Source organism: Streptomyces cacaoi (assembly GCF_006539165.1).
In the GTDB taxonomy this organism is placed as follows: domain Bacteria; phylum Actinomycetota; class Actinomycetes; order Streptomycetales; family Streptomycetaceae; genus Streptomyces; species Streptomyces cacaoi.
On the sequence record NZ_BJMM01000006.1, the window covers coordinates 57,249 to 81,669 of the forward strand.

21 protein-coding genes and 1 CRISPR repeat array are annotated in these 24,421 nt (G+C 72.5%); of the genes, 8 read left to right on the top strand and 13 right to left on the bottom strand.

Features of this window, described 5'->3' with window-relative positions; genetic code table 11:
• Positions 1 to 3 precede the first annotated feature (3 nt).
• The 4 genes from SCA03_RS07850 to SCA03_RS07865 all read right to left on the bottom strand — a co-directional run bounded on the left by SCA03_RS07850 (position 4) and on the right by SCA03_RS07865 (position 5,595).
• Entirely contained in the window at positions 4 to 513 is a 510-nt protein-coding gene (locus tag SCA03_RS07850) for a (2Fe-2S)-binding protein (protein ID WP_086816288.1), read from the bottom strand.
• Positions 510 to 1,382 (bottom strand): FAD binding domain-containing protein, encoded by an 873-nt coding sequence (locus SCA03_RS07855; protein ID WP_086816290.1) that lies wholly within the window; start codon positions 1,380 to 1,382, stop codon positions 510 to 512. Before SCA03_RS07855 ends, SCA03_RS07850 begins: the two co-directional genes overlap by 4 nt.
• Positions 1,379 to 3,778: a xanthine dehydrogenase family protein molybdopterin-binding subunit gene (locus SCA03_RS07860; protein WP_230988533.1), complete on the bottom strand. Its 2,400-nt coding sequence runs from the start codon at positions 3,776 to 3,778 to the stop codon at positions 1,379 to 1,381. The genes SCA03_RS07855 and SCA03_RS07860 overlap by 4 nt, the downstream gene beginning before the upstream one ends.
• 663 nt (positions 3,779 to 4,441) lie before the next feature.
• Positions 4,442 to 5,080: a CRISPR direct-repeat array (repeat unit 29 nt; unit sequence CTGCTCCCCGCGCACGCGGGGATGGTCCC).
• Positions 5,081 to 5,151: 71 nt separating this feature from the next.
• Positions 5,152 to 5,595: a MarR family winged helix-turn-helix transcriptional regulator gene (locus SCA03_RS07865; protein WP_051845854.1), complete on the bottom strand. Its 444-nt coding sequence runs from the start codon at positions 5,593 to 5,595 to the stop codon at positions 5,152 to 5,154.
• Positions 5,596 to 5,799: 204 nt separating this feature from the next.
• Between SCA03_RS07865 and SCA03_RS07870 the strand changes: the two genes are divergently transcribed.
• The gene (locus SCA03_RS07870; protein WP_086816292.1) at positions 5,800 to 7,038 is read left to right on the top strand and encodes an MFS transporter; all 1,239 of its coding nucleotides are present in this window, start codon (positions 5,800 to 5,802) and stop codon (positions 7,036 to 7,038) included.
• Positions 7,039 to 7,105: 67 nt separating this feature from the next.
• Here the strand turns inward: SCA03_RS07870 and SCA03_RS07875 are convergent, their stop codons facing one another.
• The 5 genes from SCA03_RS07875 to SCA03_RS07895 form a co-directional block, all read right to left on the bottom strand.
• Positions 7,106 to 7,972 carry an alpha/beta fold hydrolase gene (locus SCA03_RS07875; RefSeq protein WP_086816294.1) on the bottom strand — a complete coding sequence of 289 codons (867 nt, stop codon included), beginning with the start codon at positions 7,970 to 7,972 and terminating at the stop codon, positions 7,106 to 7,108.
• A 304-nt stretch (positions 7,973 to 8,276) separates the two neighbouring features.
• Positions 8,277 to 9,011, bottom strand: a complete 735-nt coding sequence (locus SCA03_RS07880) for a type 1 glutamine amidotransferase domain-containing protein (protein ID WP_051845852.1) — start codon at positions 9,009 to 9,011, stop codon at positions 8,277 to 8,279.
• Positions 9,012 to 9,108: 97 nt separating this feature from the next.
• Entirely contained in the window at positions 9,109 to 9,696 is a 588-nt protein-coding gene (locus SCA03_RS07885) for a TetR/AcrR family transcriptional regulator (RefSeq protein ID WP_030879546.1), read from the bottom strand.
• Positions 9,697 to 9,768: 72 nt separating this feature from the next.
• Positions 9,769 to 10,605: an alpha/beta fold hydrolase gene (locus SCA03_RS07890; RefSeq protein ID WP_086816296.1), complete on the bottom strand. Its 837-nt coding sequence runs from the start codon at positions 10,603 to 10,605 to the stop codon at positions 9,769 to 9,771.
• Positions 10,606 to 10,979: 374 nt separating this feature from the next.
• A complete protein-coding gene (locus tag SCA03_RS07895) occupies positions 10,980 to 12,509 on the bottom strand; it encodes an FAD-dependent monooxygenase (protein ID WP_086816298.1) in 1,530 nt (509 codons plus the stop codon).
• Positions 12,510 to 12,584: 75 nt separating this feature from the next.
• On the opposite strand from SCA03_RS07895, the gene SCA03_RS07900 reads away from it, so the two are divergent.
• A complete protein-coding gene (locus SCA03_RS07900; protein WP_086816300.1) occupies positions 12,585 to 13,232 on the top strand; it encodes a TetR/AcrR family transcriptional regulator in 648 nt (215 codons plus the stop codon).
• A 58-nt stretch (positions 13,233 to 13,290) separates the two neighbouring features.
• On the opposite strand, the gene SCA03_RS07905 is transcribed toward SCA03_RS07900, so the two are convergent.
• The 4 genes from SCA03_RS07905 to SCA03_RS07920 all read right to left on the bottom strand — a co-directional run bounded on the left by SCA03_RS07905 (position 13,291) and on the right by SCA03_RS07920 (position 18,392).
• Positions 13,291 to 14,256: a LysR family transcriptional regulator gene (locus tag SCA03_RS07905; protein ID WP_037848998.1), complete on the bottom strand. Its 966-nt coding sequence runs from the start codon at positions 14,254 to 14,256 to the stop codon at positions 13,291 to 13,293.
• Between the two features lie 265 nt (positions 14,257 to 14,521).
• Complete coding sequence (locus SCA03_RS07910; protein WP_086818228.1) at positions 14,522 to 15,739, bottom strand: acyl-CoA dehydrogenase family protein; 1,218 nt, start codon at positions 15,737 to 15,739, stop codon at positions 14,522 to 14,524.
• A complete protein-coding gene (locus SCA03_RS07915) occupies positions 15,736 to 16,971 on the bottom strand; it encodes a CaiB/BaiF CoA transferase family protein (protein WP_086818231.1) in 1,236 nt (411 codons plus the stop codon). The genes SCA03_RS07910 and SCA03_RS07915 overlap by 4 nt, the downstream gene beginning before the upstream one ends.
• Positions 16,972 to 17,000: 29 nt before the next feature.
• Positions 17,001 to 18,392, bottom strand: coding sequence for an MFS transporter (locus SCA03_RS07920; protein WP_211293578.1), 1,392 nt, complete (start codon positions 18,390 to 18,392; stop codon positions 17,001 to 17,003).
• A 389-nt stretch (positions 18,393 to 18,781) separates the two neighbouring features.
• Here SCA03_RS07920 and SCA03_RS07925 point away from each other — a divergent pair, with 389 nt between their 5' ends.
• The 6 genes from SCA03_RS07925 to SCA03_RS07950 all read left to right on the top strand — a co-directional run bounded on the left by SCA03_RS07925 (position 18,782) and on the right by SCA03_RS07950 (position 24,361).
• A complete protein-coding gene (locus SCA03_RS07925; RefSeq protein ID WP_086818226.1) occupies positions 18,782 to 19,231 on the top strand; it encodes a hypothetical protein in 450 nt (149 codons plus the stop codon).
• A gap of 73 nt (positions 19,232 to 19,304) precedes the next feature.
• Complete coding sequence (locus tag SCA03_RS07930; RefSeq protein ID WP_170297873.1) at positions 19,305 to 20,024, top strand: HNH endonuclease family protein; 720 nt, start codon at positions 19,305 to 19,307, stop codon at positions 20,022 to 20,024.
• A gap of 59 nt (positions 20,025 to 20,083) precedes the next feature.
• The gene (locus SCA03_RS07935) at positions 20,084 to 20,407 is read left to right on the top strand and encodes a hypothetical protein (RefSeq protein WP_371863902.1); all 324 of its coding nucleotides are present in this window, start codon (positions 20,084 to 20,086) and stop codon (positions 20,405 to 20,407) included.
• 146 nt (positions 20,408 to 20,553) lie between these two features.
• Positions 20,554 to 21,270: a GntR family transcriptional regulator gene (locus SCA03_RS07940; protein ID WP_086818229.1), complete on the top strand. Its 717-nt coding sequence runs from the start codon at positions 20,554 to 20,556 to the stop codon at positions 21,268 to 21,270.
• 47 nt (positions 21,271 to 21,317) lie between these two features.
• Positions 21,318 to 22,460, top strand: a complete 1,143-nt coding sequence (gene solA / locus SCA03_RS07945; RefSeq protein ID WP_141275276.1) for an N-methyl-L-tryptophan oxidase — start codon at positions 21,318 to 21,320, stop codon at positions 22,458 to 22,460.
• A gap of 437 nt (positions 22,461 to 22,897) precedes the next feature.
• A complete protein-coding gene (locus SCA03_RS07950; protein ID WP_030874170.1) occupies positions 22,898 to 24,361 on the top strand; it encodes a sodium:solute symporter family protein in 1,464 nt (487 codons plus the stop codon).
• Positions 24,362 to 24,421: the final 60 nt, after the last annotated feature.

The window sequence follows — 24,421 nt, forward strand, 5'->3', positions numbered from 1 at the left end:
GCTCTACTCCTCGTGGTTCCTCGTGGTGACCGCTGCGCTCTCGGCGGCGATGCCGCCCTCAAGCGCCTCCCGGACAGCGCTGACGATGCCGTTGTAGCCGGTGCAGCGGCAGATGTTGCCGGACAGGGCGACGCCGACCTCTTCCCGGTCGAGGGGCTGTCGCGCCCGCACCAGATGGTGGGCGGAGAGCAGCATCCCCGGCGTGCAGAAGCCGCACTGGAGCGCGCCGTGCCGGGAGAAGGCGTCCCGCAGCCGGTCCGCGTCCGGCCCGTCCAGCCCCTCGACCGTCACCACGTCGCTGTCCTCGCAGGCCCCGGCCAAGGTGAGGCAGGCGCGCATCGGCAGTCCGTCGACGATGACGGTGCAGGCCCCGCACACGCCCTGCTCGCAGCCCAGATGCAGGCCGGTCAGCCCGAGTTGGTCGCGCAGCAGGTCGGCGAGCGTGGTGCGGCCGGCCGTTCGCAGCGTGTGCGGCCGGCCGTTGACCTTCAGATGGACCGTGATCTCGTTCATGCGGTGTCGCCCCTCTCTGCGGACTGCAACGCCCGCTGCACCGTGACCGCGTGCAGTTGCAGCGCGTGCCGTCCTGTGGGATCGATGGCCGACAGGTCCTGGCCGAGGTCGGCGGCGAGCGGTGCGACGAGGCGATCGGGCAGGAGATCGGCGAACGCCTCGCCGCGTACGGCTTCTTCGGTGCTGTTCAGCCGGAGCGGGCGATCGGCCGCCGCGCCGAGCCACAGCTCCACCTCCCGCCAGGGGCCGTCGGGTTCTGCCTCACCGAGGGCGACGGCCAGCGATTCGGCGAACTCGCCGGGCTTGCGGCACATCTTGTACATGCCCCAGCGCGCCGTCGGCGCGAGGCCCGGCACCTCCACCTCGGTGATCAGCTCGTCCGGTTCCAGAGCGGTGGTGAAGAAGCCGAGCAGCAGCTCCCGTACGGGAACGGTGCGCGCCCCGCGAACGGATCGGACGTGCACAGCGGCGTCCAGGGCGGCCATGACCGTGGGCCACTCGGCGGACGAGTCGCTGTGCGCGAGGCTGCCGCCGACGGTGCCGCGGTTGCGGATCGCCGGATAGCCGATGCCGGCGGCGGCGTGCGGCAGCAGGCCCCGGGTGACGTCCGGCACCAGCTCGTACTCGAACATCATGTGCGTGGTGGTCGCCCCGTAACACGCCCCGGACGGCGTCTTACTGCCGGTGCGCAGCTCGTCGACACCGGTGAGGTCGACGAGCGTCTCCGGCTCGGCCAGCCGCATGTTCATGATGGGGACCAGACTCTGGCCGCCCGCGATGACCTTGCCGTCGTCACCGGCGTCGGCGAGCAGCGCGATCGCCTCCTCCACCGTGGTGGGACGGTGGTACCGGAAGTCGGGCGCCTTCATCGGACCGCCTCCAGCGTCGCCCGGCCCTCCGCTTCCGCAGCCATACGGCTCGTCCGGAGCGCCGTCCACACCCGCTCCGGGGTCATGGGAGTCTCGTTGACCTCCGTGCCGTACTCGCGCAGGGCGTCCCGGATCGCGTTGGCGATGGCCGCGGGCGGCGGGATGGCTCCGCCCTCACCGGCGCCCTTCACACCGAACACCGTGTAAGGGGACGGCGTCGCCATGTGCTCGATCTTGATCTGCGGGACCTCACTGGCTCCCGGGAGCAGATAGTCCAGGAAGCTGGTCGATTTCGGCTGTCCGTCGGCGTCGTGCACGATCTCTTCGAGAAGAGCGTTGCCGATGCCCTGGGCGATGCCGCCGAGGATCTGACCGTCGACGATGCGCGGGTTCACCACCGTGCCGCAGTCCTCGACGACGGCGTAGTCGAGAAGCTTCACCGCTCCGGTGTCGAGGTCGACCTCCACCACGGCCGCCTGGGTGGCGTAGGTGAACGCTCCGGTCTGCACCTCCGGCCGGTAGTGGTGGACGACCTCAAGTCCCGCCTCGACACCCGGCACATGGTCGGGAGTGAAGAGGAATTCCTTGGCCAGTTGTGCGTAGGTGACCGAGCCCTTCTTGCCCACCACGGCGTGATCGCGCAGGACCACGTCCTGCACCGGCTCGTCCAACAGCACGGCACCGATCCGCATGACCTTTTCCGCGAGCGCCAGGGCGGCACCGTGGGTGGCTCCGCCGGCCATCACCATGGTGCGGGAGGCGAACGTGCCGTCGCCGCGCGGAGTCATGGCGGTGTCGCCGTGCGACACGGTGACGTGGTCCAGATCCACGTCGAAGACCTCGCTGACGACCTGCGCCAGTGTGGTCTCCGAGCCCTGTCCATGGCTCTTGATGCCGACACTCAGGCTGAGACTCCCGGTGGCGTCCATGGCCAGCCGCGCACCCTCCGTACCGATGGTGACGGCCAGCCCGCGCGCGGCCCATTCGATACAGCCGTGGGCGGTCTGCTCGGTGAAGGATCCGTAGCCGATGCCGATCCGCCGACGCGCCGAGGCGGGCAGGGCCCGTTGGCGTTCCCGCCAGGTGTCGTGCTCGACGAGGGCGGTGGCACGGCGCACGGCCTCGGGATAGTCCCCGCTGTCGTAGACCTTGTCGGCGGCCGAGACATAGGGCATGTCCTCGCTGCGCACCATGTTCCTGATGCGCATCTCGTACGGTTCCATGGCCAGTTCGTGGGCGAGTTCGTCGATGGTGCGCTCGATGCTGAAGGCCGCCGCGGGCCGGGCGACGCCGCGGTACGGGCCCGAGGGGGTCTTGTTGCTGGCCAGACTGCGGGTGCGGAACCGGTAGTTGGGCAACCTGTACGGCCCGGGGATCATCGCCGAGGCCATGGTGGCGTCCATCGTCGCCGTCCACGGGTGAACGGAGTAGGCCCCGCTGTTGACGAGGATGTCCGCCTCCACCCCCAGCAGCGTGCCGTCGGCCGCCGCGTACGCGGTGATCCGGTGCCGGTGGTCCCGCGCCTGGGTCGAGGCGACCTGGGCCTCCCAACGGTCTTCCACCCAGCGCACCGGGTGGTCGACCTGGGTGGCGATCGCGGCGAGCGTGATCTCCTCCGGATAGACCGAGCACTTGGCCCCGAAGCCGCCCCCCATGTCGGGGGCGATCACACGGACGCGGCGGGCCTCCATGCCCAGCTGCAACGCGATCATGTCGCGGATCATGTGCGGGGTCTGCGTGGACGACCACACCACCAGCTCGCCGGTCGACCTGTTGTAGTGGGCGATCACGCCCCTGGTCTCCAGCGGCACGACGGCCTGCCGGTGCAGCGTGTACTCGCGGGTGACGGAGACGGCGGCCTCACGGGCCGCCGCGTCCACATCGCCCACCTCACCGGAGGTGGTGGCGAATATGTTGTCCGGCCAGTCGTCGTGCACCGTCGGGGCGTCCCGGGCGAGAGCCGTGTCGAAGTCGACCACGGCCGGGAGAGGTTCGAGGTGCACGCCCACCCGCCCGGCGACGTCCTCCGCCTCCGCACGGGTAGCGGCGATGGCCAGAGCGACCGGCTCGCCGACGTAACGCACCTTGTCCGCCGCCAGGTTGGGCAGCGGCGCGGTCCGGAACCCTTCCAGCGTGGAGGTCGCCGTCAACGGCTCGGCGAAGGGGGCGAGTCGCTGTGCGGTCCACACCGCCTCGCGGTCCTCGGCCGGCACGGAGATCTCGCGGATCCGGCCGTGTGCGGTCTGGCTGCGTACGAACGCGACCTCGCACAGCCCGGTGAGCTGCACGTCGGCGATGAAACACCCCTGGCCGGCCAGGTGCCGGCGATCCTCCCGGCGGGGCACCGCCGCCCCGACTCCGTGCCGTCGTACGGAGACATCCCTCTCGGTACTCATCTGGCTCACCTCACTCGTAGTGACCCGCGGCCGATTGCTCCGCTGCGACCGCGGAACACGCCAGGACCGTATACAAAAAAGATGCTAGGGACAACGATGCCCAACGCCCTCCGCGCGGGGTTCACGCTGACTCCCCGGACACCACGAAGCCTCGCCCAGCACACCGGCGGAGGAGCGAACACCTAGTCGCGGCCGCAGCCCCGAGAGCCCGTGATGCACAGGTAGAGGCCAGAAGAGCCCGCGTTGAGGTTTGATCCACGAGACCGGGTGCCCCGGCTCCCGCTCGTGTAGGGAGTCCTGTCTGCTGCCGAGGCGGCACCCCGATGCGTCTCCGCACCCTTGCGGTCACCCCTGCCTTCCGTAGGGTTGAGATGGCCAGGGTGAGGCAAGTTGTATACGAAACGCCAACTGGGTCCTTCGGACAGGTGTGTCGGAGTCACGCACGCCAGGGGAAGCGGAACGAGTCCCCGGGTGCTCCGGCGCCCGGACCGGGCTTTGCCGTTGCGGAGGGCGAAGAGGACGGGGCACGTATGTTGGAGGTTGCTGTACCCGCGATGTTGCGGCGGCCGCTGACCCTTGTGTGACTGGATGGGAGGAATGCCTGAATCCCCGAAGGTTGCTCGAAACGGCCTTCCGGCCGGATAAACCCGCAGCTCACCGAGCCTGCTCCCCGCGCACGCGGGGATGGTCCCCACCCGCCACTGGAGATCGCCCAGCTCGGTGGCTGCTCCCCGCGCACGCGGGGATGGTCCCGCCGCCGCTGCTGCTGCGGCCGGTGTCTCCGACTGCTCCCCGCGCACGCGGGGATGGTCCCGAGGAACCGGCTCCGAGCTTGTCGGCGACGCTCTGCTCCCCGCGCACGCGGGGATGGTCCCTCCACCTGGACGCTCGGGGAGAGCTGCACCTCCTGCTCCCCGCGCACGCGGGGATGGTCCCGGCTGAGCGTGAGACCCCGAGCTGTTTGGCGACTGCTCCCCGCGCACGCGGGGATGGTCCGCCGGCCAGCGGCACCGTGACGTAGGGGCTCTGCTGCTCCCCGCGCACGCGGGGATGGTCCCTGCGGGAGCGGGGCCACGCCCTACCCGGGTCCCTGCTCCCCGCGCACGCGGGGATGGTCCCCCTGGGTCTGCCACTCGTGCTTGCGGCCGACGCTGCTCCCCGCGCACGCGGGGATGGTCCCCAGGCAGACCTCATAGACTATGTTCCCTTCCCCTGCTCCCTGCGCAGGCGGGGATGGTCCCATGTCTTCACCATGCGGCCACACCAAGGCCGACTGCTCCCCGCGCACGCGGGGATGGTCCCGACCCGATCTCGAAGATTGCGCATCATGAGGCCAGTTCCCCGCCCACGCAGGGGTAGCCCAGGCCCCCGGCTCAGGCCGGGTCCTCCAGGGCCTCGATGAGGAGATGGGACAGGCGGCGGAACTCCTCGGCGTTGGCTCTGTCGAACTTTTCCAGTGCCGGGGCCAGTCGGGCCTCGATCTGGGTGAAGGTCTCGTCGATCACCTTGTGTCCCTTGGGCGTGAGGTGGTTGTCCATCACGCGGCCCCGGGCCGGGGAGCGCTCGACCAGGCCCTCCTCCTGCAAGGTCCGGATGAGACGGCTGACGGCCTGCGGTGTGTGGACCGCGGCGCGCGCCAGCTCTGAAGCGGAGGCGCCGGGTGTCCGCTTCAGTTCGCGCAGCACCGTCCACTGCCCGAGGGTGAGCCCCAGTGGGTGGATGACCTGCTCGATCCGGTCGGCGAAGTGCTGACGGATGATCCTGGACAGCGCACCGATTTCGATCCCCTGCGGCAGCGGGTCGCCCGAGTTCTTCATCTTTGACAGTGTACTCGCCGCGTTCTATATTGAATCGCAGTTCAATATAGAACCCTGGTTCCATGCCGGTCGGCTGCTCACTCAAGCGATCGAGGTGCCCGTTCCAGGCCGGGGCGCTGGTCCCGGCCCGACAGATCCGTGACGTCGACTCGGCTTCCGCCCCTCCCCACGTCCGCTCCCCACGTCCGCATCCGGAGACAGCTCATGTCCGTGCCCACAGCCGCCAGCTCCACACCGGAGTCCGACGCGCGACAGAAAGCCCTGCCCGGCTGGCTGGTCGTACTTCTGGCCACGTCCTGCGGGCTGACCGTGGCCAACCTCTACTACGCCCAGCCCCTCCTGGAGATGCTGCGCGGCACCTTCCAGCTCCAGGACTCGACCGCCGGCCTGCTGGTCACCCTGACCCAACTCGGCTACGCCGCCGGCATGGTGTTCCTGGTCCCCCTCGGCGACCGCATCGAGAATTCCCGGCTGGTCTCCGTCCTGCTCACCGTCACCGCTCTCGCCCTGGCCGTCGGCGGCTTCGCCCCCACCTTCACCGTCCTGCTCGTCGCCGCGCTCGTCGCGGGCACGACCTCCGTCGTCGCACAGATCCTCGTTCCCTACGCCGCCGACCTCGCCCCCGATCATCTGCGGGGCGCCGTGGTGGGCAAGGTCATGAGCGGACTGCTCGCCGGGATCCTGCTCTCCCGCACCGTCGGCAGCCTGCTCGCGGACGTCGCGGGCTGGCGCACCGTCTACCTGGTCTCCGCCGCCCTGATGGCCGTCCTGGCCGTCGTCCTGCGCCGTGCGCTGCCCCGCCGGGCCCCCACCAGTAGCGATTCCTACGCCGAGCTGCTGCGTTCCACGGCCCGCATGGTCCGCGTGCACCCGCAGCTGCGCCGCCGGTCCTTGTACCACGCCTGCATGTTCGCCGCCTTCAGCGCGTTCTGGACGACCATCTCCTACGTTCTGACCGCCGCGCCGTACCACTACTCCCAGCTCCAGGTCGGCCTGTTCGCCTTGGTCGGTGCCGCCGGCGCGCTCGTCGCCCCTCTCGCGGGCCGCCTCGCCGACCGAGGGCTCGTCCACCGACTCACCCCCGTGACCTGCCTGGTCGCCGCCGCCACCCTCGTCGGGGCCGGTCTGGCCGCCCACCAGATCCTCGTTCTCGCCGCCGCCGCGGTCCTCCTGGACTGTGCCGTGCAGTGCTCCCTGATCTTCGGGCAGCACACCATCTACCAACTCGACGCAGACGCCCGCGCCCGGATCACCAGCGTCTACATCGCCACCTTCTTCATCGGCGGTGCCATCGGCTCCCAACTCGGCACGCTTGCCTACCATTTGGGCAACTGGAACGCGGTCGCCCTCACCGCGGCAGCCTTCCCCGTCGTCGCCGCGCTCGCCTGGACCACCGACCGCACCCACGCGGACGGGAAGCGCCGGGCAGCAGGCGCCGGCTGATCGCCGACCGCCACCGGACGCCTCCGGGTCCGCTATGGGAGAGGAGCCCTCGGACCGAGACGGCCGGTCATGCCAACACCCGCCCGAGGAAGCCGCGCAGGTAACCCGCGACGACGTCCAGGTGGCTCTCCAGCAGGAAGTGACCGCCGTCGACGAGGTGCACCTCCGCGTCCTCGGCGTCGCGGGCGAAGGCCCGTGCGCCGGCCGGGCCGAAGATCTCGTCGTTGCGGCCCCACACGGCGAGCACCGGGACGCCGCTGGTGCGCAGGAATTCGTGCAGCAGCGGATAGAGCGGGCGGTTGTTCCGGTAGTCGCGGAACAGCGCCAGTTGGACCTCGTCGTTGCCCTCGCGGGAGACGAGCGCGAAGTCGTGCTCCCAGGTGTCCGGACTGACCAGGCTCGGGTCGGGTACGCCGTGCACGTATTGCCAGCGGATGGCCTCGAAGCTCAGCGCGGCGCGGACGGCGGGTTCGGTGTCCGGCCCGGGGTTCGCCCCGTACGCCCAGACGTCGTTCCAGAACGACTCGACGAAACCGTCCTCGTAGCCGTTTCCGTTCTGGGTGACGAGGGCGGAGATCCGTTCGGGGTGCCGCAGCGCGAGGCGCCATCCGATGGGGGCGCCGTAGTCCTGGACATAGAGGGCGTAGCGGTCCAGGTTCAGTTGGTCGAGCAGTCCGGAGGTGAGTTCGGCGAGGGCGTCGAAGGTATAGGTGAACTCGTCTGCGAGGGGCGCGTCGGAGTGGCCGAAGCCGAGGTGGTCCGGCGCGATGACGTGGTAGTCGTCGGCCAGCAGCGGAATGAGTCCGCGGAACATGAACGAGCTGGTCGGGTAGCCGTGCAGCAGGACGATCGTGGGGGCGTCGGCGGGGCCGGCCTCGCGGTAGAAGATCTCGTGGCTGTCGACGGTGGCGGTCCGGTGGTGCACCGAGCTCATGGCTTTCCCTTTCGAGGGCGGAATCCGGTGGGCTCCTGACACATGTGCACCGCGCGGTGGGTGCCGGTGGTCGGAGCAGGTGGTGGGGTGATCGGGATGCTCCCGGCGGTGGGGGAGGGCGTCGCGCCGGGGTTCTTCGATGGTGGGATCGCCGTCGCCCGGGACCGACTGCCTGCCGGCTGGGAGATGTCTGCCGGTAGGCGGGCCCGTCCCAGCCGGGGCACATGCGTCCGCGCGGTGGGTGCCCGGGCCCTTGCGACGGCTCCGCCGGGGCCGAGTTGTCCGCGGCCCCGGCCCGGCGGGGTCACCCGGCTTCGCGTACGCCCTTGTCGTCCGGGTGCTGTGCGAGGGCGCCGTCGGCATCGGTGAGGAGGGCGAGCAGGGCCTCGGCGGCCGGGCCGGACGAGGCCGGGCTCTGGCCGGTGACGAGGAGGCCGTCGGTGAGGGCGTAGGGCTGCCAGGGCTCGGTCTTGGAGTAGTCGGCGCCGAGGCGCCGCAGTTCGTCCTCGACGAGGAAGGGGACGACGTCGGTCAGGCCGACGGCGGCCTCCTCCTCGTTGGTGAAGCCGGTGACCTTCCGGCCCCGGACGAGAGGTGTGCCGTCGGGCTCGGTGGCGTGGCGCAGCACACCGGGGGCGTGGCAGACCAGGGCGAGGGGCTTGCCCGCGCGCAGGGTGGTCTCGATGAGGCGGACGGAGGCCGGGTCCTCGGCCAGGTCCCACAGGGGGCCGTGGCCGCCGGGGTAGAAGACGGTGTCGAAGTCGTCGGCGGAGACGGAGTCGAGACGGGCGGTGTGGGCGAGGGCGGCCATGGCTTCCGGGTCGGCCTCGAAGCGGTGGGTCTCGTCGGTCCGGAAGCCGGGTTCGTTGCTCTTGGGGTCCAGCGGGGGCCGGCCGCCCTTGGGGGAGGCGAGGACGACTTCGGCGCCGGCGTCCTTGAAGCGGTAGTAGGGGGCGGCGAGTTCCTCCAGCCAGAAGCCGGTCCGACGGCCGGTGGCGCCGAGTTCGTCGTGCGAGGTGAGGACGATGAGGACCTTCATGAGGAAACTCTTTCAGTAGACCGGTCGTCTTCGCTGGGTGTGCAGAACGGCCGGTGCCCGGGCGGGGGTGTGGCACCGGCCGGCTTGCGGTGCAGCCCTACAGGTGCAGGAGCTGGCGGGTGAGCTTCATCGTGGTGTCGAAGGGGCTCTTGTCGCGGTGGATCTTGACGACGAGGCTCGCCCCGAGCCACATGTCGTACAGGGCCTGCGCGGTGTCGCGGGCGGAGCTGTCGATCGAGAGCGACCCCTCCTCCACGCCGGCGATGATCGTCCGTTCCAGCCGGTCGACCATGGCGGTGGTGCCTTCCTTCAGTGCGAGCCGCATCGACTCCGACAGGTCGGAGACCTCCGCGCTGAGCTTGACGGTCAGGCACTTGCCCTGGCAGTCGTTGGCGCTCTGCATCTCGCGCCAGCTCTGCCAGTAGTTCATCAGCCGCTGTGCCGCGGTCAGTCCGGGTTCGGCGAGGGTGCGGTCCATGTCCGCCAGGTAGTCGGCGTAGTAGTCCCGCATCAACGCCTCGCCGAAGGCGTCCTTGGAGCCGAAGAAGTGGTAGAAGGACCCCTTCGGGACCCCGGCGGCGGTGAGAACCTCGTTGATGCCCACCGCCGCGAACCCCTTGCGGGGGAGGATCTGTTGGGCGGCCCTGAGGATGCTCGCGCGAGTATCGCCCTGGGTGGTTTTCATGTGCGTCACGCTAGCATCCATTAGACCAGTCGTCTATGTGGGTTCGTGCGTCGGCCGGGGCGGTCCGGTGCGTCACCGGCCGAGGAACTCCAGGAGGATCTCGTTGACTTCGGCGGTGTGGGTGGTGAGCAGCCCGTGCGGGGCGCCGTCGATCTCGACGTACGTGGCGGCGGGCAGGGCCTTGGCGAAGCGGCGCCCGGTGGCGTCGACGGGCAGGGTCCGGTCGGCTGTGCCGTGCACGATCAGGCTGGGCACGTCGATCCGGGGGATGTCGGCCCGGAAGTCGGTGGGCCAGGTCAGCGGGGCGGCGGCCGAGGCGATCGGGCCCGCGCCGGCCGCCACGTTCCAGGCGTTGCGCACGGCCTCCTCGCTCACCCGGGTGCCCAGGTTCTCGTCGAGGTTGAAGAAGTCCGCGTAGAAATCGGTGAAGAAGGCGTAGCGGTCCTTCTTCGCCGACTCGGAGACCCCCTCGAAGAAGGAGGGCGGGGCGGCGCCGTCGGGGTTGTCGTCGGTGATCGCCAGGTACGGCTCCAGCGAGGCCAGGAACACGGCCTTGGCGACCCGGTCGGAGCCGTAGGTGGACAGATAGCGGGCGACCTCACCGGTGCCCATCGAGAAGCCGACCAGGACCGCGTCACGCAGATCGAGAGTCTCCATGACGGTGTGCAGGTCGGCGGCGAACGTGTCGTAGTCGTAACCGGTGGAGGGCTGGGAGGACTTGCCGAAGCCGCGCCGGTCGTACGTGATGACCCGGTGGCCGGCCGCCAGCAGGGCGGGGACCTGACCCTCCCAGGAGTTGCCGTCCAGCGGGTAGCCGTGGATGAGGACGACCGGCTGCCCGGCTCCCTTGTCCTCGTAGTGCAGTTCGATGTCGGTGCTGTTCTCCGTGCCGACCTTGATGCGTCCCATGTCGCCTTCCCCTTCCGGGAGTTGGTCCTCTGCCGCGCTCTGACACCAGGACTATACGACTGGTCTACTCGGAGGGCAACCCACTTGCCGCGGCCGTCGGTCAACGGGTGGCGCCGCGTGGCCGGATGGGGGAGCGGCAGTACAACTCGGCCTGGTCGGCGGGCAGTTCGACAGGGGGTGGGTGTGCGCCGCGATCTCGGCGTACTGGTCGGTGGCGGCTCCGCGAGCGGTCGGGGCTGTCGGCGGCAGGCCTGCACCGCCGTCGGCCGCCCGGGTGGCTGGGCGGCGGGGCGACGGTGCAGGCCGCCGGGGTACGACGGCTGTCCGGCGGTGTGCGGGGTCGGCTTCGGAGCGGAGTGACGGACCGACGGGGCTCAGGTCTGGGCGAACCAGCGGGTGAGGGCGGCGTGGAGGCCGGTCGGGGTGTTGCCTGCCCAGGCCACGTAGCCGTCCGGCCGGATGAGCAGTGCGGGTGCCGGTGCGGACTTGGCGGTGGCGGTCACCCGGTGCACCTGTCCGCGCCAGGGTTCCATGGCGGCGGCGAGGGCCTCCGTGCCGGTGAGGTCGATCAGCAACGGGTGTGCCTCGCGCAGGAGTTCGGCGAGGCGGAGGGTGCGGCCGTCGGTGGTGGTCAGCTCGAACTCCGGAGCGAAACCGCCGGTGGGGGCGGCGGGGTGGGCCTCACCCATGTCGTAGCGGACGTCGGAGCCCGCCACCAGGGCGGCGACCGCGTGGAGGTTCTCGGGGCGGTCCAGGAGTTCGGTGAAGAGCGTGCGCAGGGCGTCGACTTCGGCTCCGGGCGACAGCAGCGCGCTCCCGGCGCGGGTGTGCAGGAGTACGCGTTCGGCGCAGGCCCGGCGCTCGGTCGCGTAGCTGTCCAGCAGGCCCTCCGGGGCGCGGCGGCGCACCGCGGCTCCGAGTTTCCAGCCGAGGTTGGCCGCGTCGTGCAGCGCCGTGTTCAGCGTCGGGCCGTGGCTGACGTGTGCGGCGTCGCCCGCGAGGAAGACGCGTCCGACGCGATAGCGGTCGGCGATCCGGTAGTTGCGTCCGCACATACGGCGCAGGAGCGTGGGGGTGCCGGCCGCCGGTGGTGACAGCGGCAGGCGCACTCCCAGCACCCGGGCGACGCTGTCCTCCAGTTCGGCCCGGGTCATCGGGGTGCCCGGGCCCGGTGCGTCGCCCGCCGGGTGCTCCTCCCATTCGGTCGTGCTGATCAGCATCCGTTCCGGGTGGTGCGCGAGGAGTGTGAAGACGCCCCGCTCGGTGCGGTGGAAGGCCGCCGGGATCTCGCCGAGGCCGTCGATCGCGACGCGTCCGCCCGGCAGCGCCCGGTAGCCGTCACCGGGCGCGATGAGGGCTGTGCGGTCCACGGCGTGGTCGTCGCTGCTGCCGGGGAAGGCGATGCCCGCCTGCTTGCGGACGAGGCTGCCCCCGCCGTCGCAGCCGACGAGGTAGCGGGCCGTGCACGTCCGCTCGTTTCCGTCCGCGTCTCGTGCCACGACCTCGACCTGCTCGTCGTCCTGCCGGAACGACAGCACCTCCCAGCCGCGCCGGATCTCCGCGTCCAGCTCGGCCGCCCGCTCGGTGAGCACCCGTTCGAGCTCGCGCTGGTCGATCGGCAGGAGGTGCATCGGGTTGTCCGCGCCGAGTGTGTGCAGCGGCAGCGGTATTCCGCCGAAGTGGAAGCCCGGTGCCGGCTCGGGGGCGTCCCGGCCGCCGCAGCGGGTGAAGAGGCCGCGGTGGTCGAGCAGTTGCACGACCTGGCCGGTGAGGCCGTGCGCCTTGTCCGACGGATCGGGCTCGGCCCGTCGTTCCAGCACCAGCGGCCGGGCCCCCGCGAGGCGGAGTTCGCAGGCCAGAAAGAGGCCGGCGGGTCCACCGCCGACGATGACGACGTCGTGCATCCTGACGCCACTCCTCAAGGTACGGTCCTGTATCCAATGAGGGGCAACCGTAAGCGGGCGCGTTAAGATACACAAGTGAATCCCCGACATGACGCAGCGGCGAAGTCCGGCAGCGGTGCGACCCGGCGACGCGGCGCCGCGCTGGAGGACGCGATCCTGGACGCCGCCTGGGACGTGCTGGTCGAACACGGCTACCCCGGCTTCACCTACGAGGCGGTCGCCGCCCGCGCCGGCACCAGCCGCCCCGTGCTCTACCGCCGCTGGCCGCAGCGCGACGACCTGCTGTTCGCCACCCTCACCCGCTACTGCCTGCCCATCGAGGTGCCCGACACCGGCAGCCTCCGCGAGGACGCGCTCGGCTTCCTGCGCAACGCCAACGCCGGCCGCGCACGCATCATCACCCTGCTCGGGGTGCAGCTCATGGACTACTTCCGGGACACCGGCAGCACCTTCGGCGAACTGCGTGACGCGCTGCGAGCGCCGGACGAGGGCACCCCCTTCGAGCAGATCGTCGCCCGCGCCGTCGAGCGGGGCGAACTGCCCGACGTGCCCCGCCCGTCCCGCGTGGTGGATCTGCCGTTCGACCTGCTGCGGCACGACATGCTCACCACGCTGCGCCCGGTACCGGACGCGGCCCTCGTCGAGATCGTGGACGTGGCATGGCTGCCGCTGCTGATGCCGCGCGGGCGGGGAGCCGGGGGGCCTGCCGGACGCCACGGCTGACGGCGCCGGGAGCGGCCACCCCGGGCCGGGGCCGATCGCGCCCCGGCCCTTCCGTCGCTCAGGCCGCGGCGTTCCGCGCGGCGACCACCGCGTCCACCAGGTCGAGCCCCGCCTCGCGGTGTGCCGCGATGGCGTCGTACCAACTCCGCAGCGCCGACCGGACGTCGTGCACGAACTGCTGCGCGGCCGGCGCGAGCGCCCCGGACCGGTGCACCACTCCGAACGGGGACTCGATCAGCGGGTCCGTCTCGACGACGCAGGCGCCCGCGTCCAGCGCCGTCGCACACATGCGCAGCGGCAGGAACGCCTGGAAACCCGAGCCGAGCACGAAGGCCAGCTGCGCACTCCGGCTCGGGACGTTCGCACCGATCACGGGCTCGACGCCGTGCGCCGCCAGCGCCGTGTGCACCGCGTCGTCCTCGTGGGGCGCGGCCTGCCGGCAGGCGAGCGGCAGATCGCCGATCGCCGAGAGCGGCACGCTCGCACCGGCCGTCGCCGGACGGTGCCCGCGCGGCCGGACGAGCAGCAGCCGCTGCACCCCGAGTTCGACGAAACCGAGATCGTCGCGGAGGCCGGAGGCGAGCGTGAACCCCAGCTCCGCCTGCCCGTCGGCCACCGCCGTGAGCAGCTCCTGCCGGGACCCGACCTCGCTGATGTCCAGCCGGACCGCCGGGTACTTGTGGGTGAACCCGCCGGCCCAGGAAGCCACCGCCTCCCCGGACATGTCCGGCGTGCACATCACGGTGAGCACGCCGCCGTTCACCTCCCGCGCGCTGCGCATGGCGTCCTGGGCCGCGACCACGTCGTCCAGCACCCGGCGGGCCAGCGGGACGAGTTCCAGCCCGGCGGAGGTCGGCGCCAGCCGGCGGCCGGTGCGATGGAAGAGGGAGACCTTCAACTCGCGTTCCAGGGCGCGGATCGAACCGGAGACGGCGGGCTGCGACAGATAGAGCCGTTCCGCCGCCCGGCCGAGACCGCCGTGGTCCACGACGGCCAGAAAGTGCTCCAGCTGCCTCAGCTCCACCGGTTCTCTCCTCGCTCCACCGGCTCTCTCCGCGCCCGGCCTGTGCTCGTCCCGTGCCGGACCGCCGTGCCGTGCGTCCGCACGCGGGCACGCCGGTGGCCGCCCTCGCGGATCGTCTTCCCAGCTCAGGGTATGCCCGGGAGCCGGGCGGCCGGCGGGGCGGTCCACGCGGCGGGCCGACGGGGTGGTCCGCGCGGCGGGGGAGCGGGCCGGGGAGAAGGCCCGTCGGGGGAGCGGCGCCGGCCCGCGCCCGCCGCGTGGTGCGCTACGCGCCGACGGCCGGGCCGCGGGTGACGCGGAAGGTGTCCGGCAGGGTGCCGTCCCGTGCCACCTGCCGGGCCACCGCCCGCCCCAGGTTCCGTTCGTGCACCGGCGAGGAGCCCTCGTAGATGCGCAGCGCCCGCACGTCCCGCCACATCCGCGGCACCGGGCTGTCCCCGACGATGCCGGCGCCGCCGAGGAGCTGGACGCAGCGGTCCGCCACCCGGCCCGCCATCTCCGAGCAGAACAGCTTGGCCGCGGCGATGCGGTGGCGTGGCACAGCGCCCGCGTCGTACGCCCGCGCCGCCTCCACGGCAAGTGCCCGGCCCGCCTCCAGATCGGCGAAACATGCACCCAACTCGGCCTGGACCGCGCCGAGTTCGTCCAACGGCGCGCCGAACTGCTGCCGCTGCCGCAGATGCCGCCCGGCCTCCTCCAGCATCCGGGTGGCCTGGCCGACGCAGGTCGCCGCGACGTGCAGCCGGGCGTGGTTGATGCCGTGCAGCGCCGCGGCGAACCCTTCCCCCGGCGAGCCGCCGAGCAGGGCGTCGTCGCCGACCCGCACACCGTCCAGCTCGATCTCGGCCACCGGGGCCTCGGCGTGGCCGTTCATCCGCGTCGGCAGCCGGGTGGTGACGCCCGGGTGCTGCCGTGGCACGAGAAAGGCGGAGATCCCGCCGGCTCCCTCGGCCGCCTCCCCGGTCCGGGCGAAGACCAGCAGTTCGTCCGCCCAGTGGCCGTTGGTGATGTACCGCTTGCCGCCGTCGAGGACCCAGCCGCCGTCGGCCCTGCGCGCCGTGGTGGTCAGGGAGGCGGCGTCCGAGCCCGCCTCCGGCTCGGTGAGCGCGAAGGCCGTGACGTGCTCGCCCGCCGCCATCCGGGGCAGCAGCCCGGCCCGCTGCTCCTCGGTGCCGTGCGCGAGGATCGCCTGGGCGCACAGCCCGATCACGGTCGAGAAGCGCGAGCGGTACACGCACGACGCGCGGGTGAACTCCATGGTGAGCCGGACCTGTTCGACCATGTTCCACTCCAGCCCGCCGTACCGCCGGGGTATCGACACCGCGAACAGCCCGCCGCGGGCCAGCGCCCGCACGACGTGGTCCGGGACCGCGCCGTGGGCCACCATCTGCGGCTCGGCGGGGATGAGGACCTCGTCGGTCAGGGTGGCCACCCGCTTCAGATACTCCTCGAAGCCGAGCGGGAACAGGTCGGGGTCGATCATGTGGGCTCCTCCTTCGGGACGGCCGTGCCGGCGTCCGCGCGGACGACGACACCGCCTTCGGTCAACGCTCGTATGTCCGCCTCGCTGCGGCCCAGTTCGGCGAGGACGGGGCCGGTGTGCTCGCCGACCTCGGGCGCGGGCGGCGAGGACGTGGGACGCCTGCCGCCCAGCGAGAACGGCGTGGTCGGCGCGGTGTAGGCGGCGTGTGCGCCCCGGCAGTCGGCGATCAGCCCGGACGCCAGCACATCGGCGTCCCCGACCACCTCGTCGAACCTGCGCACGGCCCCGCACACGATCCCGGCCGAGCGCAGCCGCTCCAGTGCCTGCGGCCGGTCCAGGCCGCCCAGCGTGCTGTGCAGCACCTCCAGCAGCTGTGGACGGTGGGCGACACGGGCCGCGTTGGTGGCGAAGCGGGGATCGTCGGCGAGTTCCGGCTGGCCGATCAGCGAGCAGAGAGCGGCGAACTTGTCCGCGGTGTACGCCGAGAGAACCAGCGCGCCGCCGTCCCGGGTGCGCACCAGGTCCGCTGCGGGCGCCGCCAGCGCCTGCCCGTGCCCGCGGCGGCGCGGCACCGCACCGCTCAGTCCGTACTCGGCCCAGGTGGCCGCCTGCGCGTGGACCACCGCCTCCATGAGCGAGGTCTCCACCACCTCGCCCCGCCCGGTCGTGGCGCGGTGCAGCAGCGCGGCCAGCACGCCCGAGGTGAGCGCCTGCGCCGCCAGCACATCGGCGACGGTGAACCCCACGCGCTGCGGATCGCCGTCCGCCTCACCGGTGAGGTCCATGACGGCGAACTCCGCCTGCGCGGCGACGTCCAGACCCACCCGGTACGCGGACGGGCCGCGGGTGCCGAACCCGGTGACGAATCCGTAGACCAGCCCGGGACGGCGCGCCAGCACGGTGTCCGGGTCGAGCCCCAGGCGTGCGCTCACGCCGTGCCGGAAGTTGTGCAGGAGCACGTCCGCCGAGTCCACGAGGTCGTCCACCACCTGCCGGCCGGCCCCGGTGCGCAGATCGACGGCGAGGCTGCGCTTGCCCCGGTTGTTGGCCCGCACCATCGCCTGCCCGAGCGGGCCGATGCCGCGCGCCTGGTCCCCGGCCGGCGGCTCCACCTTGATGACGTCGGCGCCCAGATCGGCGAGGTTCTGCCCGGCGCCCGGCGCCGCGATGTACTGCCCGAGGTCCACGACGCGCAGCCCGGCCAGCGGACGCGTCACCGCCGTCCCCGTCATGTCCGTGGTCCCGGCTGTCTCCGCCGCCGTCACCGGGCCGCCTCCGCTTCTGCTGCTTTCACTGCCGCACGGCGGCGTGTCGTCCCGGCCAGCAGCACCTCGCGCGACCGCGCCGGGTTCAGCAGCAGGCCGCCGGCGACGGCGAAGAGGCAGATGGCTATGCCGACCACCAGGAAGCCGTCGGCGTAGCCCCGGGCCGGGGTGCTCGCCGCGTCCACGATGAGCCCCAGCGCCCAGGGCGCGACGATGCCGGCGACGCTGTAGACGGCGATGATGCAGCCGAAGAAGCCGGGCCGGTGCCTGCGGGGCAGGAAGTCTGCGGCGCCCGCGAAGGCCACCGAGAAGGCCACGCTGTTGATCGAGAACGCGCCCACCACGAGGGCCAGTTGCAGCCCGCCGGGCGGTACCCGGGTGAACGCGATCATCGCCAGGCCCGCGAAGCACAGGAAGCCCGCCGTCAGGAAGCCCCGCGCGGCCCGCGCCGTACGCCCGGCCCGCAGCAGACGCCCGGACAGCCACCCCGCGGCGAGCAGGACGACGACCGCCAGCCCGTAGGGAAGGGTGACGAGGACACCGACGGTCTGCTGCGAGTAGCCCATCCCGTTGTGCAGGAACGACGGCAGCCACGCCACCTTCAGCGAGGTGATGAGGTAGCCGGCGAAGGACAGCAGCGCGAGGCCCCAGAAGCTCCCCAGCCGCAGCAGCGCCGGCAGCGACACCTCGATGTCCCCGTGCGGATCGGCCGGTTCCGCCGCGCGGCCGGCCCGTGGCGGTGCCGTGCCCGGGCGTCCCATGCCCGGCTCCCGCCGGGTCACCAGCCACCAGACCACCACCCACGCCAGCCCGGCCCCGACGAGCACCAGGAACGCCGCGTGCCAGCTCCAGGTGAGGATCACCCAGGTGAGGACCGGTGCGGCGGCCAACGGCCCGAGCGAGGAGCCCGCGTTGACGACGGCACCGGCGAACGCCCGCCGCTCCGGCGCGAACCGGTCGGCGACGATCGACTGGCACAGCACGTGCGCAGGGCCCTCGAAGAAGCCGAGCACCATCCGCGAGACGATCAGCACCGTCAGCGTGGTGGGCACGGTCAGCGGCGCCATGCTCGCCACCCACGCGAGCATGAGCAGTGCGGCCGACCAGCGCCAGCCGATCCGCCGGAAGAGCAGCGCGAGCACCACGGCGCCCACGGCGAACAGCCAGAAGAACGAGCTGGACACCAGCCCGTACTGCCCGGCGTCCAGGCCGAGTTCCCGTTCGACGTCCGGCGCGGCCAGCCCGATCGCCGCCTTGTCGGCGAAGTTGAGCGTGAAGAAGGCGAGGAGCAGCCCGATGACCCACCAGTCCCGCTGGGACACGGCCCGGCCGGGCCCCCGCTCCTGCCCGGCCCCGGCCGTCGCCTCCTGTGCCGTGTGCGCGCTCACGTCCACCTCCACGCTCCGCGCCACCGGTTCGGGTGACGCCCCGCACAGGCAATCGGAGGCCACCGGGCGGAACAAGCACGGGTCGGCGCAGGAAACCTTCGGCGATTCCGAAGGCCCGGGAAGGTCCCGAGGACCTCGCGGCGTGGTGGTGAAGAGGTTCGCGATGGGCTTCGAGGGGGACGTGGGACGGGCGCCGGAAAAACTCACGGAGAGGCGGCGGAGCGACATCGGGAGACGCCGGCGGGCCTGCGCGGGCCATCCGGGAGACAGCCTCGGCCGACGACGGGACGGTGCGGAGGGGCTTCGCGGCCGGGGCGCGTCGTGTTGTTCGTGGCGGGACACGCCGGGCGGCCGGTGACCTCCGGTGCCGGTGGGGAGTTGGGCACGGCATGGAGCCGATGCGCCGGACGGTCGTGATCATCCTGTTGCTGGTGGCGCTCGCCGGGTGCGTCACCGTCCACCCCGAACCGTCGCGGAAGCCGACGTCCTCGCCGTCGCCGCCGGGGCACCGTGCCGGCGCCGGCAAGGAGTCCCCTTCCGAGACCGGCACGAGCCGCCCGCGCCGCAGCCACCCGGCCGCGCCGCGCCCCGGCGCGCCCTCCCGTACCGCCCCGCCGCCCGCGGCCCGGCCGTCCGCCGCGCCCGCCGGTGAGCCCGGAGCGCGCGAGCAGGCGCCCGCCCAGCGGCCCGCGCCCGAGCGGCAACCCCCGCGCCGGCCGGGACCGCCCGCGCCGTCCGGCGACCCCAGCGTGCGCCCGGCGGAACTGTGCCGGTGGGGGCGTGAGGCAGGCATGCGCGGCGACATCATGAGTGTCTGCCGGCACGCCTGGGGACACTGACCGAGGCCGGAAAGACACGTGCGGGCCGGGACCCACGGGGAGGCACCGCACGGACAGCAGGGAGGGGCAACGGATGCGACGGCGACGGTGGTCGGTGCGGGCGGCGGCAGCGGTGGCGGTGACGGCGTTGACGCTGGCGGGGTGCTCGTCCGCCGCGGAGGACACCGGGTCCGGCACGAGCGGGGACGAGAAGGCTCCCGCGTCCGGCTCGCCCAGCGGCGAGGCACGGGCCGACGCCGGCGGGCTGCCCGGCGTCCCGTCGGCCCGGCAGGCGCGCGAAGCGCTCGGGAAGCTGACCGTGCGCCCGCACGGGAGCATGGACGGGTACTCGCGGGAGAAGTTCCCGCACTGGTCGTCGCAGGGCGAGCGGTGCGACACCCGCGAGAAGGTGCTCCAGCGGGCCGGCCGCGACGTCAAGCAGAACGACGAGTGCCGGGCGGTCTCCGGCCGCTGGACCAGCGTCTACGACGACAAGACGTTCACCGACGCCTCGGATCTGGACATCGACCACATGGTGCCGCTCGCCAACGCCTGGCGTTCCGGCGCCCGCGAGTGGGACCAGGAGCGCCGCGAGGGATTCGCCAACGATCTGACCCGGCCCCAGCTGCTGGCCGTCTCCGCCACCACGAACCGCACCAAGGGCGACCAGGGCCCGGAGGACTGGCAGCCGCCGGCCAAGGGCTACCGGTGCACCTACGCCCGTGCCTGGACGGGCGTGAAGTCCCACTACCGGCTCTCGGTCACCTCCGCGGAGAAGACCACGCTCGCGCGCATGCTGGAGAGCTGCTCGTGAACGGGGGAGAGGGAAGCCACAGAAGCCGTGGGGGCCGTGGGGACCGCCGAGACCGCGGTGTGTTCGGCGGGCACGGCGAACGCGGTGGGCACGGCGGACGCAGCGGGCGGGACGCGGGCGCCGGCCGGTTCGAGGACCAGGTGCGGGCCGGCCCCGGCGGGGTGATGACCGACGAGGTCGGCGTCATCACCGGCGATCTGACGCTCGTCACCCGCTCGACGGCCGGCGGGCGGGCCGCGGTCGACGTGACGTACACCGGTGCCGAGGAGTGGTACACCCTCACCGGCAGCCCTGCCGCCGTCCCGCCCGGCGGGCTGAAGGTCCTCCACGAACACCTCTGCGCCCTCGTCCGGCACGGCGGCGGCGCACAACTGGACGGTTGACGGGCCGGATCCGCCTGCGCATTTCCGTCTGCCCCCGCGCCCGAGGTGCGGGGGCAGACGCCTGTCGTGACCGGCCGGGACGACGGAAGGCGCCCGTCCTGTCACAAGTATTGACCGGTCAATTGGGCGACTACTACGGTCCTTTCATGTCGGCACCACCGCTGTACCTCCGGATCCGGAACGAGTTGGAAGCCCGTATCAGATCCGGGGAACTGCCTCCCGGCTCACGGCTGCCCACCGAGGCCGAGTTGCAGGAACAGCACGCGATCGGCCGGGCCACGGCGCAGCGGGTACTGAGCGAGTTGGCGCAGGCCGGTCTCGTCGAACGGCACCGGCGCAAGGGCACGTTCGTGGCGGACGGAGTGCGCAAGGAGAACCTGCTCCGGTTCGTCAACCCGCGGCTGGCCACCCCGGAGATCCCGGGGCGTCACGAGGTGCACAGTGCCGCGGTCGTCCGCGCGGCGGAGGTGACCCCTCCCGTGCCCGGGCTGGACGACGACACCCCCGTGAACCATCTGGTGCGCCGCAAGTTCGACACCGAAGAGACCCCGCTCGCCCTCGAACACACCACCGTCCCCTTCGCGTTGGCCCCCCACCTGCTCGACGAGGAGCTGACGCACCTCACGATGATCCCCTACTTCCGTGCGCGGGGCGTCCCGCTCGCCACCTCGCGCATGTATCTCGACCCCGTCCTGCTCGACGAGCGGACCGCGCACCTGCTCGCCTGCGAACCGGGCGTTCCCGTCCTCCGGCAACGCAGGCTCACCTGGCTGGAGAACGGAGAGCTCGCCGAGTCGGCGGCCTTTCTGCTGCGCCCCGGCCTCATGGAGTTCTACATCGAGCAGTCGGTCCGCGACGACTGATCCCACCGGTGCCGCCGCTGTGCGCGCCGGATCCCCAAGGAGCACACATGACGGCTGCCCAGCCCCGAGTGGCGATTGTCGGAACCGGCGTCATCGGCGCCATGGCGGCGTGGCGGCTCGCCGCCCGCGGCGCGCGGGTCCTCGCCTTCGACGCGTACGGACGAGGACACGACAGAGGCGCGTCGGCCGGCGAGTCCCGCATCTTCCGCACCGTCTACAAGGAAGGCGCCTCCTATGTCCCGCTGTTGCTGAAGGCCCGTGAGCTGTGGCGCACGCTGGAGACGGACAGCGGACGCGCACTGCTGACCCTGTGCGGCGGGCTGACCCTCGGCGCTCCCGACGAGCCCGATGTGGCCGCGGTACGCCGCTGCGCCGAGGACGCCGGGCTGCCGCACGAGATCCTGGACCGCGCACAGAGCGCCGCCCGCTTCCCCCAACACCGCCTGGACGAAGGGGAGATAGCCGTGCACGATCCGGGCGCCGGGGTGCTGCGCCCCGAGCCCGCCGTCCAGGCCGCGCTGGAGGCGGCGGAGGAGCACGGCGCCCGGATCCTCAGCTACCACCCGGTCGACGACGTGACGGAGAGAGCGGGCGGCTGGCGCATCACCGCGCTGGGGGAGACCCACGACGTCGACCACGTCGTCCTCAGCCCCGGCCCGTGGGCGGCACGGTTCGCACCGACGGCGGCGCTGCCGGTACAGGCCCAGCTGATCACCGCCTGCTGGTTCGCGGCACGCGATGTGGCCGCGCACCGGCCGGACCGGCTGCCCATCGCCATCCGCCGGCACCCCGAGGCGGGGTTCTCCTGCTTCCCCGTGCTCGACGGGGTGGCCGTCAAGATCGTGCCGCACCACCTCGGCTGGCCCCCCATCGACGGCCCCGAGAACCTGCCGCGCGGCGCCGACCCCGGGTTCGCCCGTGCCGCGTCCGCCGCGGTCGCCCGGCTGCTGCCCGGGCTCGTTCCCGACCCGGTGCGCATCGGCACCTACGCGGAGGGATTCACCCCCGACGGGCACCCCGCGGTGGGCCCGCTGCCCGGCGCTCCGGGCGCCACCGTCCTCACCGGCTTCTCCGGCCACGGCTTCAAACTCGCCCCCGTCTTCGGCCAGATCGCGGCCGACCTCGCGCTCACCGGTGAAACCGCCTACGACCTCACCGCGCTCGACCCCCACCGCTTCACCACCACCTGAGCCCGACCCGGTCCCTCGGCCCCTGGCCCCTGATCCCTGAGCCCCGGCCTCCCTCGCTCCCGGGGACCTCCGCGCCCCGGAACGCCGGAGCCTCCCCGCCGCGCCCGCCCACGCCGCTCCGCGTCTTCACCGCCTGCCGCGTTCCCGTCCCCGCCCCGAACCCCGGGTCCCCGCGCCCGGCGCTCCCCCCCCCCACCGGCCCCCGCGCCCGCATCCGCGGGCCCGCGCCCACACGCCCGGGCCCGCGCCCACACCCCGCCCCCGGGCCGTCCGGCCACAGCCTGAACCCTGCGCCCACACCCCGGGCCCCGCACCCCTCGCCCCCCACCTCCGCCCGCTCACCACCCCCGCGCCCCCTCAACGCCCGTGTGCGCCGTGCCGCGCTCCGCCCCGCTGCGGCGCCCGGGTGCTGGTCCCGTCATGCCTGGAGGCAGGCCATGCCCAGTAATTCGACCGGCCAGATCCTCGCCATCGTCCTCGCCAGCCTGCTCGTCATCGCGCTGGGCGCCCTGCTGTCGATGTACTTCGGCAGACGCGCGAAGAACTCCGACGACTGGCTGGCGGCCCCCGAGTCGCTGCCGCTCGGCGTCGTCGTGATCACCCAGTTCGCCACCGCGGTCGGCGGCGGTGTCCTCATCGCCCACGTCGGCATCGCCTACTCCGCCGGCTGGTCCGTCTTCGCCTACGAGGGCTGCGTCCTGCTGGGCTTCCTGGGCCTCGCACTCATCGCCCGATGGCTGCGCCAGCAGCGGTTCACCACGATCCCGGACATCATCGGGCGGCTGTTCGGCGCCAGCAGACCGGTCACCGCCATGGCCTCGATCGCCGCGCTCATCGTGCCCTTCGGCTGGCTGGCCACCCAATTCGTCGCCTTCGCCAAGCTGTTCGGGGAGCTGACCGGGATCTCCTCGACCGTCCTCATCCTCACCGTCACCGCAGGCTCGCTCATCTTCGTGCTGCCCGGCGGGCTGACCTCGGTGGTGTGGACGGACTTCGTCTTCGGCATCTTCAAGATCGTGATGTCCCTGGTGGTGGCCGGCTACGCGCTGCACCTGGCCGGCGGCTGGAGCGGTATGACCGCGCGGGTGCCCGACGGGCTGTGGCGGCCCGGTGGGCTGACGGCGGTCGGCGGGGAACAGATCGGACTGTGGGTGGCGGCGATCGTGCCCGGCACGCTGACCAACCAGCTGTACTTCCAGCGGGTGTTCGCCACCAGAAAGGTCTCCGACGCGCGCCGCGGACTGGTGCTGTCCGGGGTGACGATCCTCGTGGGCGGTCTGTACGCCGGCTGCATCGGCCTCGCCGTCCGCGCCATGAAACCCGACCTCGCCAACCCGGAGGAGGCGGCGGGCTGGCTCATCACCCGGCTGCCCGCGGTGCTCCTCGTCGTCTACGGCGCCTTCCTCGTCGCGACGATCATCTCTACCACCGGGGCCGCCCTCCAGTCCGTCGTCGCCAACGTCATCCGCGACCTCTACCAGAACGTGCTGGAGCGCCGCACCGGCGACCGGACGACCGTCACCCTGTCACGGGTGGTCACCGTGCTCGTCGCCGCGCTCGCCGCAGGTCTTGCCATCGCCTTCCCGAGCGCCCTGGACTGGCTCGTGGCCAGCTACGCCTACTCGGCCGCGGCCCTCGCGGCCCCCGTCTTCGTCGGCTATCTGCTGCGCACGCGCTGCGCACTGCGGCCCGCGGCGGCGCTCGGCAGCATGCTCGCCGGTGTCGTCGGCTGCGGCGCCGCCCAACTCGCCGGTACCACCGTGCCGTACGCCGTCTACGGCATCGCGGCCTCCGTGCTGGTCCTGCTGGCGCTGACCGTGCCCGGCGCCGGCCGAAGGCGCGCAGACGCACCGGAGCACACCGGTCCGGCGCCGAACCTGCCGTCTCCCACCGAGAGCTGAGGCGCCCGGCGTCGGCACCCCCGGGCTGCCGGTGCCCGGCACGAACCGGTGCACAGCGAG

Coding starts and splice junctions, on each gene's coding strand:
- SCA03_RS07925 (WP_086818226.1), top strand. CDS start 18,782: ATGGAGCCGATGCGCCGGACGGTCGTGATCATCCTGTTGCTGGTGGCG.
- SCA03_RS07875 (WP_086816294.1), bottom strand. CDS start 7,972: ATGAGCTCGGTGCACCACCGGACCGCCACCGTCGACAGCCACGAGATC.
- SCA03_RS07950 (WP_030874170.1), top strand. CDS start 22,898: ATGCCCAGTAATTCGACCGGCCAGATCCTCGCCATCGTCCTCGCCAGC.
- SCA03_RS07930 (WP_170297873.1), top strand. CDS start 19,305: ATGCGACGGCGACGGTGGTCGGTGCGGGCGGCGGCAGCGGTGGCGGTG.
- SCA03_RS07850 (WP_086816288.1), bottom strand. CDS start 513: ATGAACGAGATCACGGTCCATCTGAAGGTCAACGGCCGGCCGCACACG.
- SCA03_RS07895 (WP_086816298.1), bottom strand. CDS start 12,509: ATGCACGACGTCGTCATCGTCGGCGGTGGACCCGCCGGCCTCTTTCTG.
- SCA03_RS07940 (WP_086818229.1), top strand. CDS start 20,554: ATGTCGGCACCACCGCTGTACCTCCGGATCCGGAACGAGTTGGAAGCC.
- SCA03_RS07915 (WP_086818231.1), bottom strand. CDS start 16,971: ATGACGGGGACGGCGGTGACGCGTCCGCTGGCCGGGCTGCGCGTCGTG.
- SCA03_RS07855 (WP_086816290.1), bottom strand. CDS start 1,382: ATGAAGGCGCCCGACTTCCGGTACCACCGTCCCACCACGGTGGAGGAG.
- SCA03_RS07885 (WP_030879546.1), bottom strand. CDS start 9,696: ATGAAAACCACCCAGGGCGATACTCGCGCGAGCATCCTCAGGGCCGCC.
- SCA03_RS07870 (WP_086816292.1), top strand. CDS start 5,800: ATGTCCGTGCCCACAGCCGCCAGCTCCACACCGGAGTCCGACGCGCGA.
- SCA03_RS07880 (WP_051845852.1), bottom strand. CDS start 9,011: ATGAAGGTCCTCATCGTCCTCACCTCGCACGACGAACTCGGCGCCACC.
- SCA03_RS07860 (WP_230988533.1), bottom strand. CDS start 3,778: ATGAGTACCGAGAGGGATGTCTCCGTACGACGGCACGGAGTCGGGGCG.
- SCA03_RS07910 (WP_086818228.1), bottom strand. CDS start 15,739: ATGATCGACCCCGACCTGTTCCCGCTCGGCTTCGAGGAGTATCTGAAG.
- SCA03_RS07890 (WP_086816296.1), bottom strand. CDS start 10,605: ATGGGACGCATCAAGGTCGGCACGGAGAACAGCACCGACATCGAACTG.
- solA (WP_141275276.1), top strand. CDS start 21,318: ATGACGGCTGCCCAGCCCCGAGTGGCGATTGTCGGAACCGGCGTCATC.
- SCA03_RS07865 (WP_051845854.1), bottom strand. CDS start 5,595: ATGAAGAACTCGGGCGACCCGCTGCCGCAGGGGATCGAAATCGGTGCG.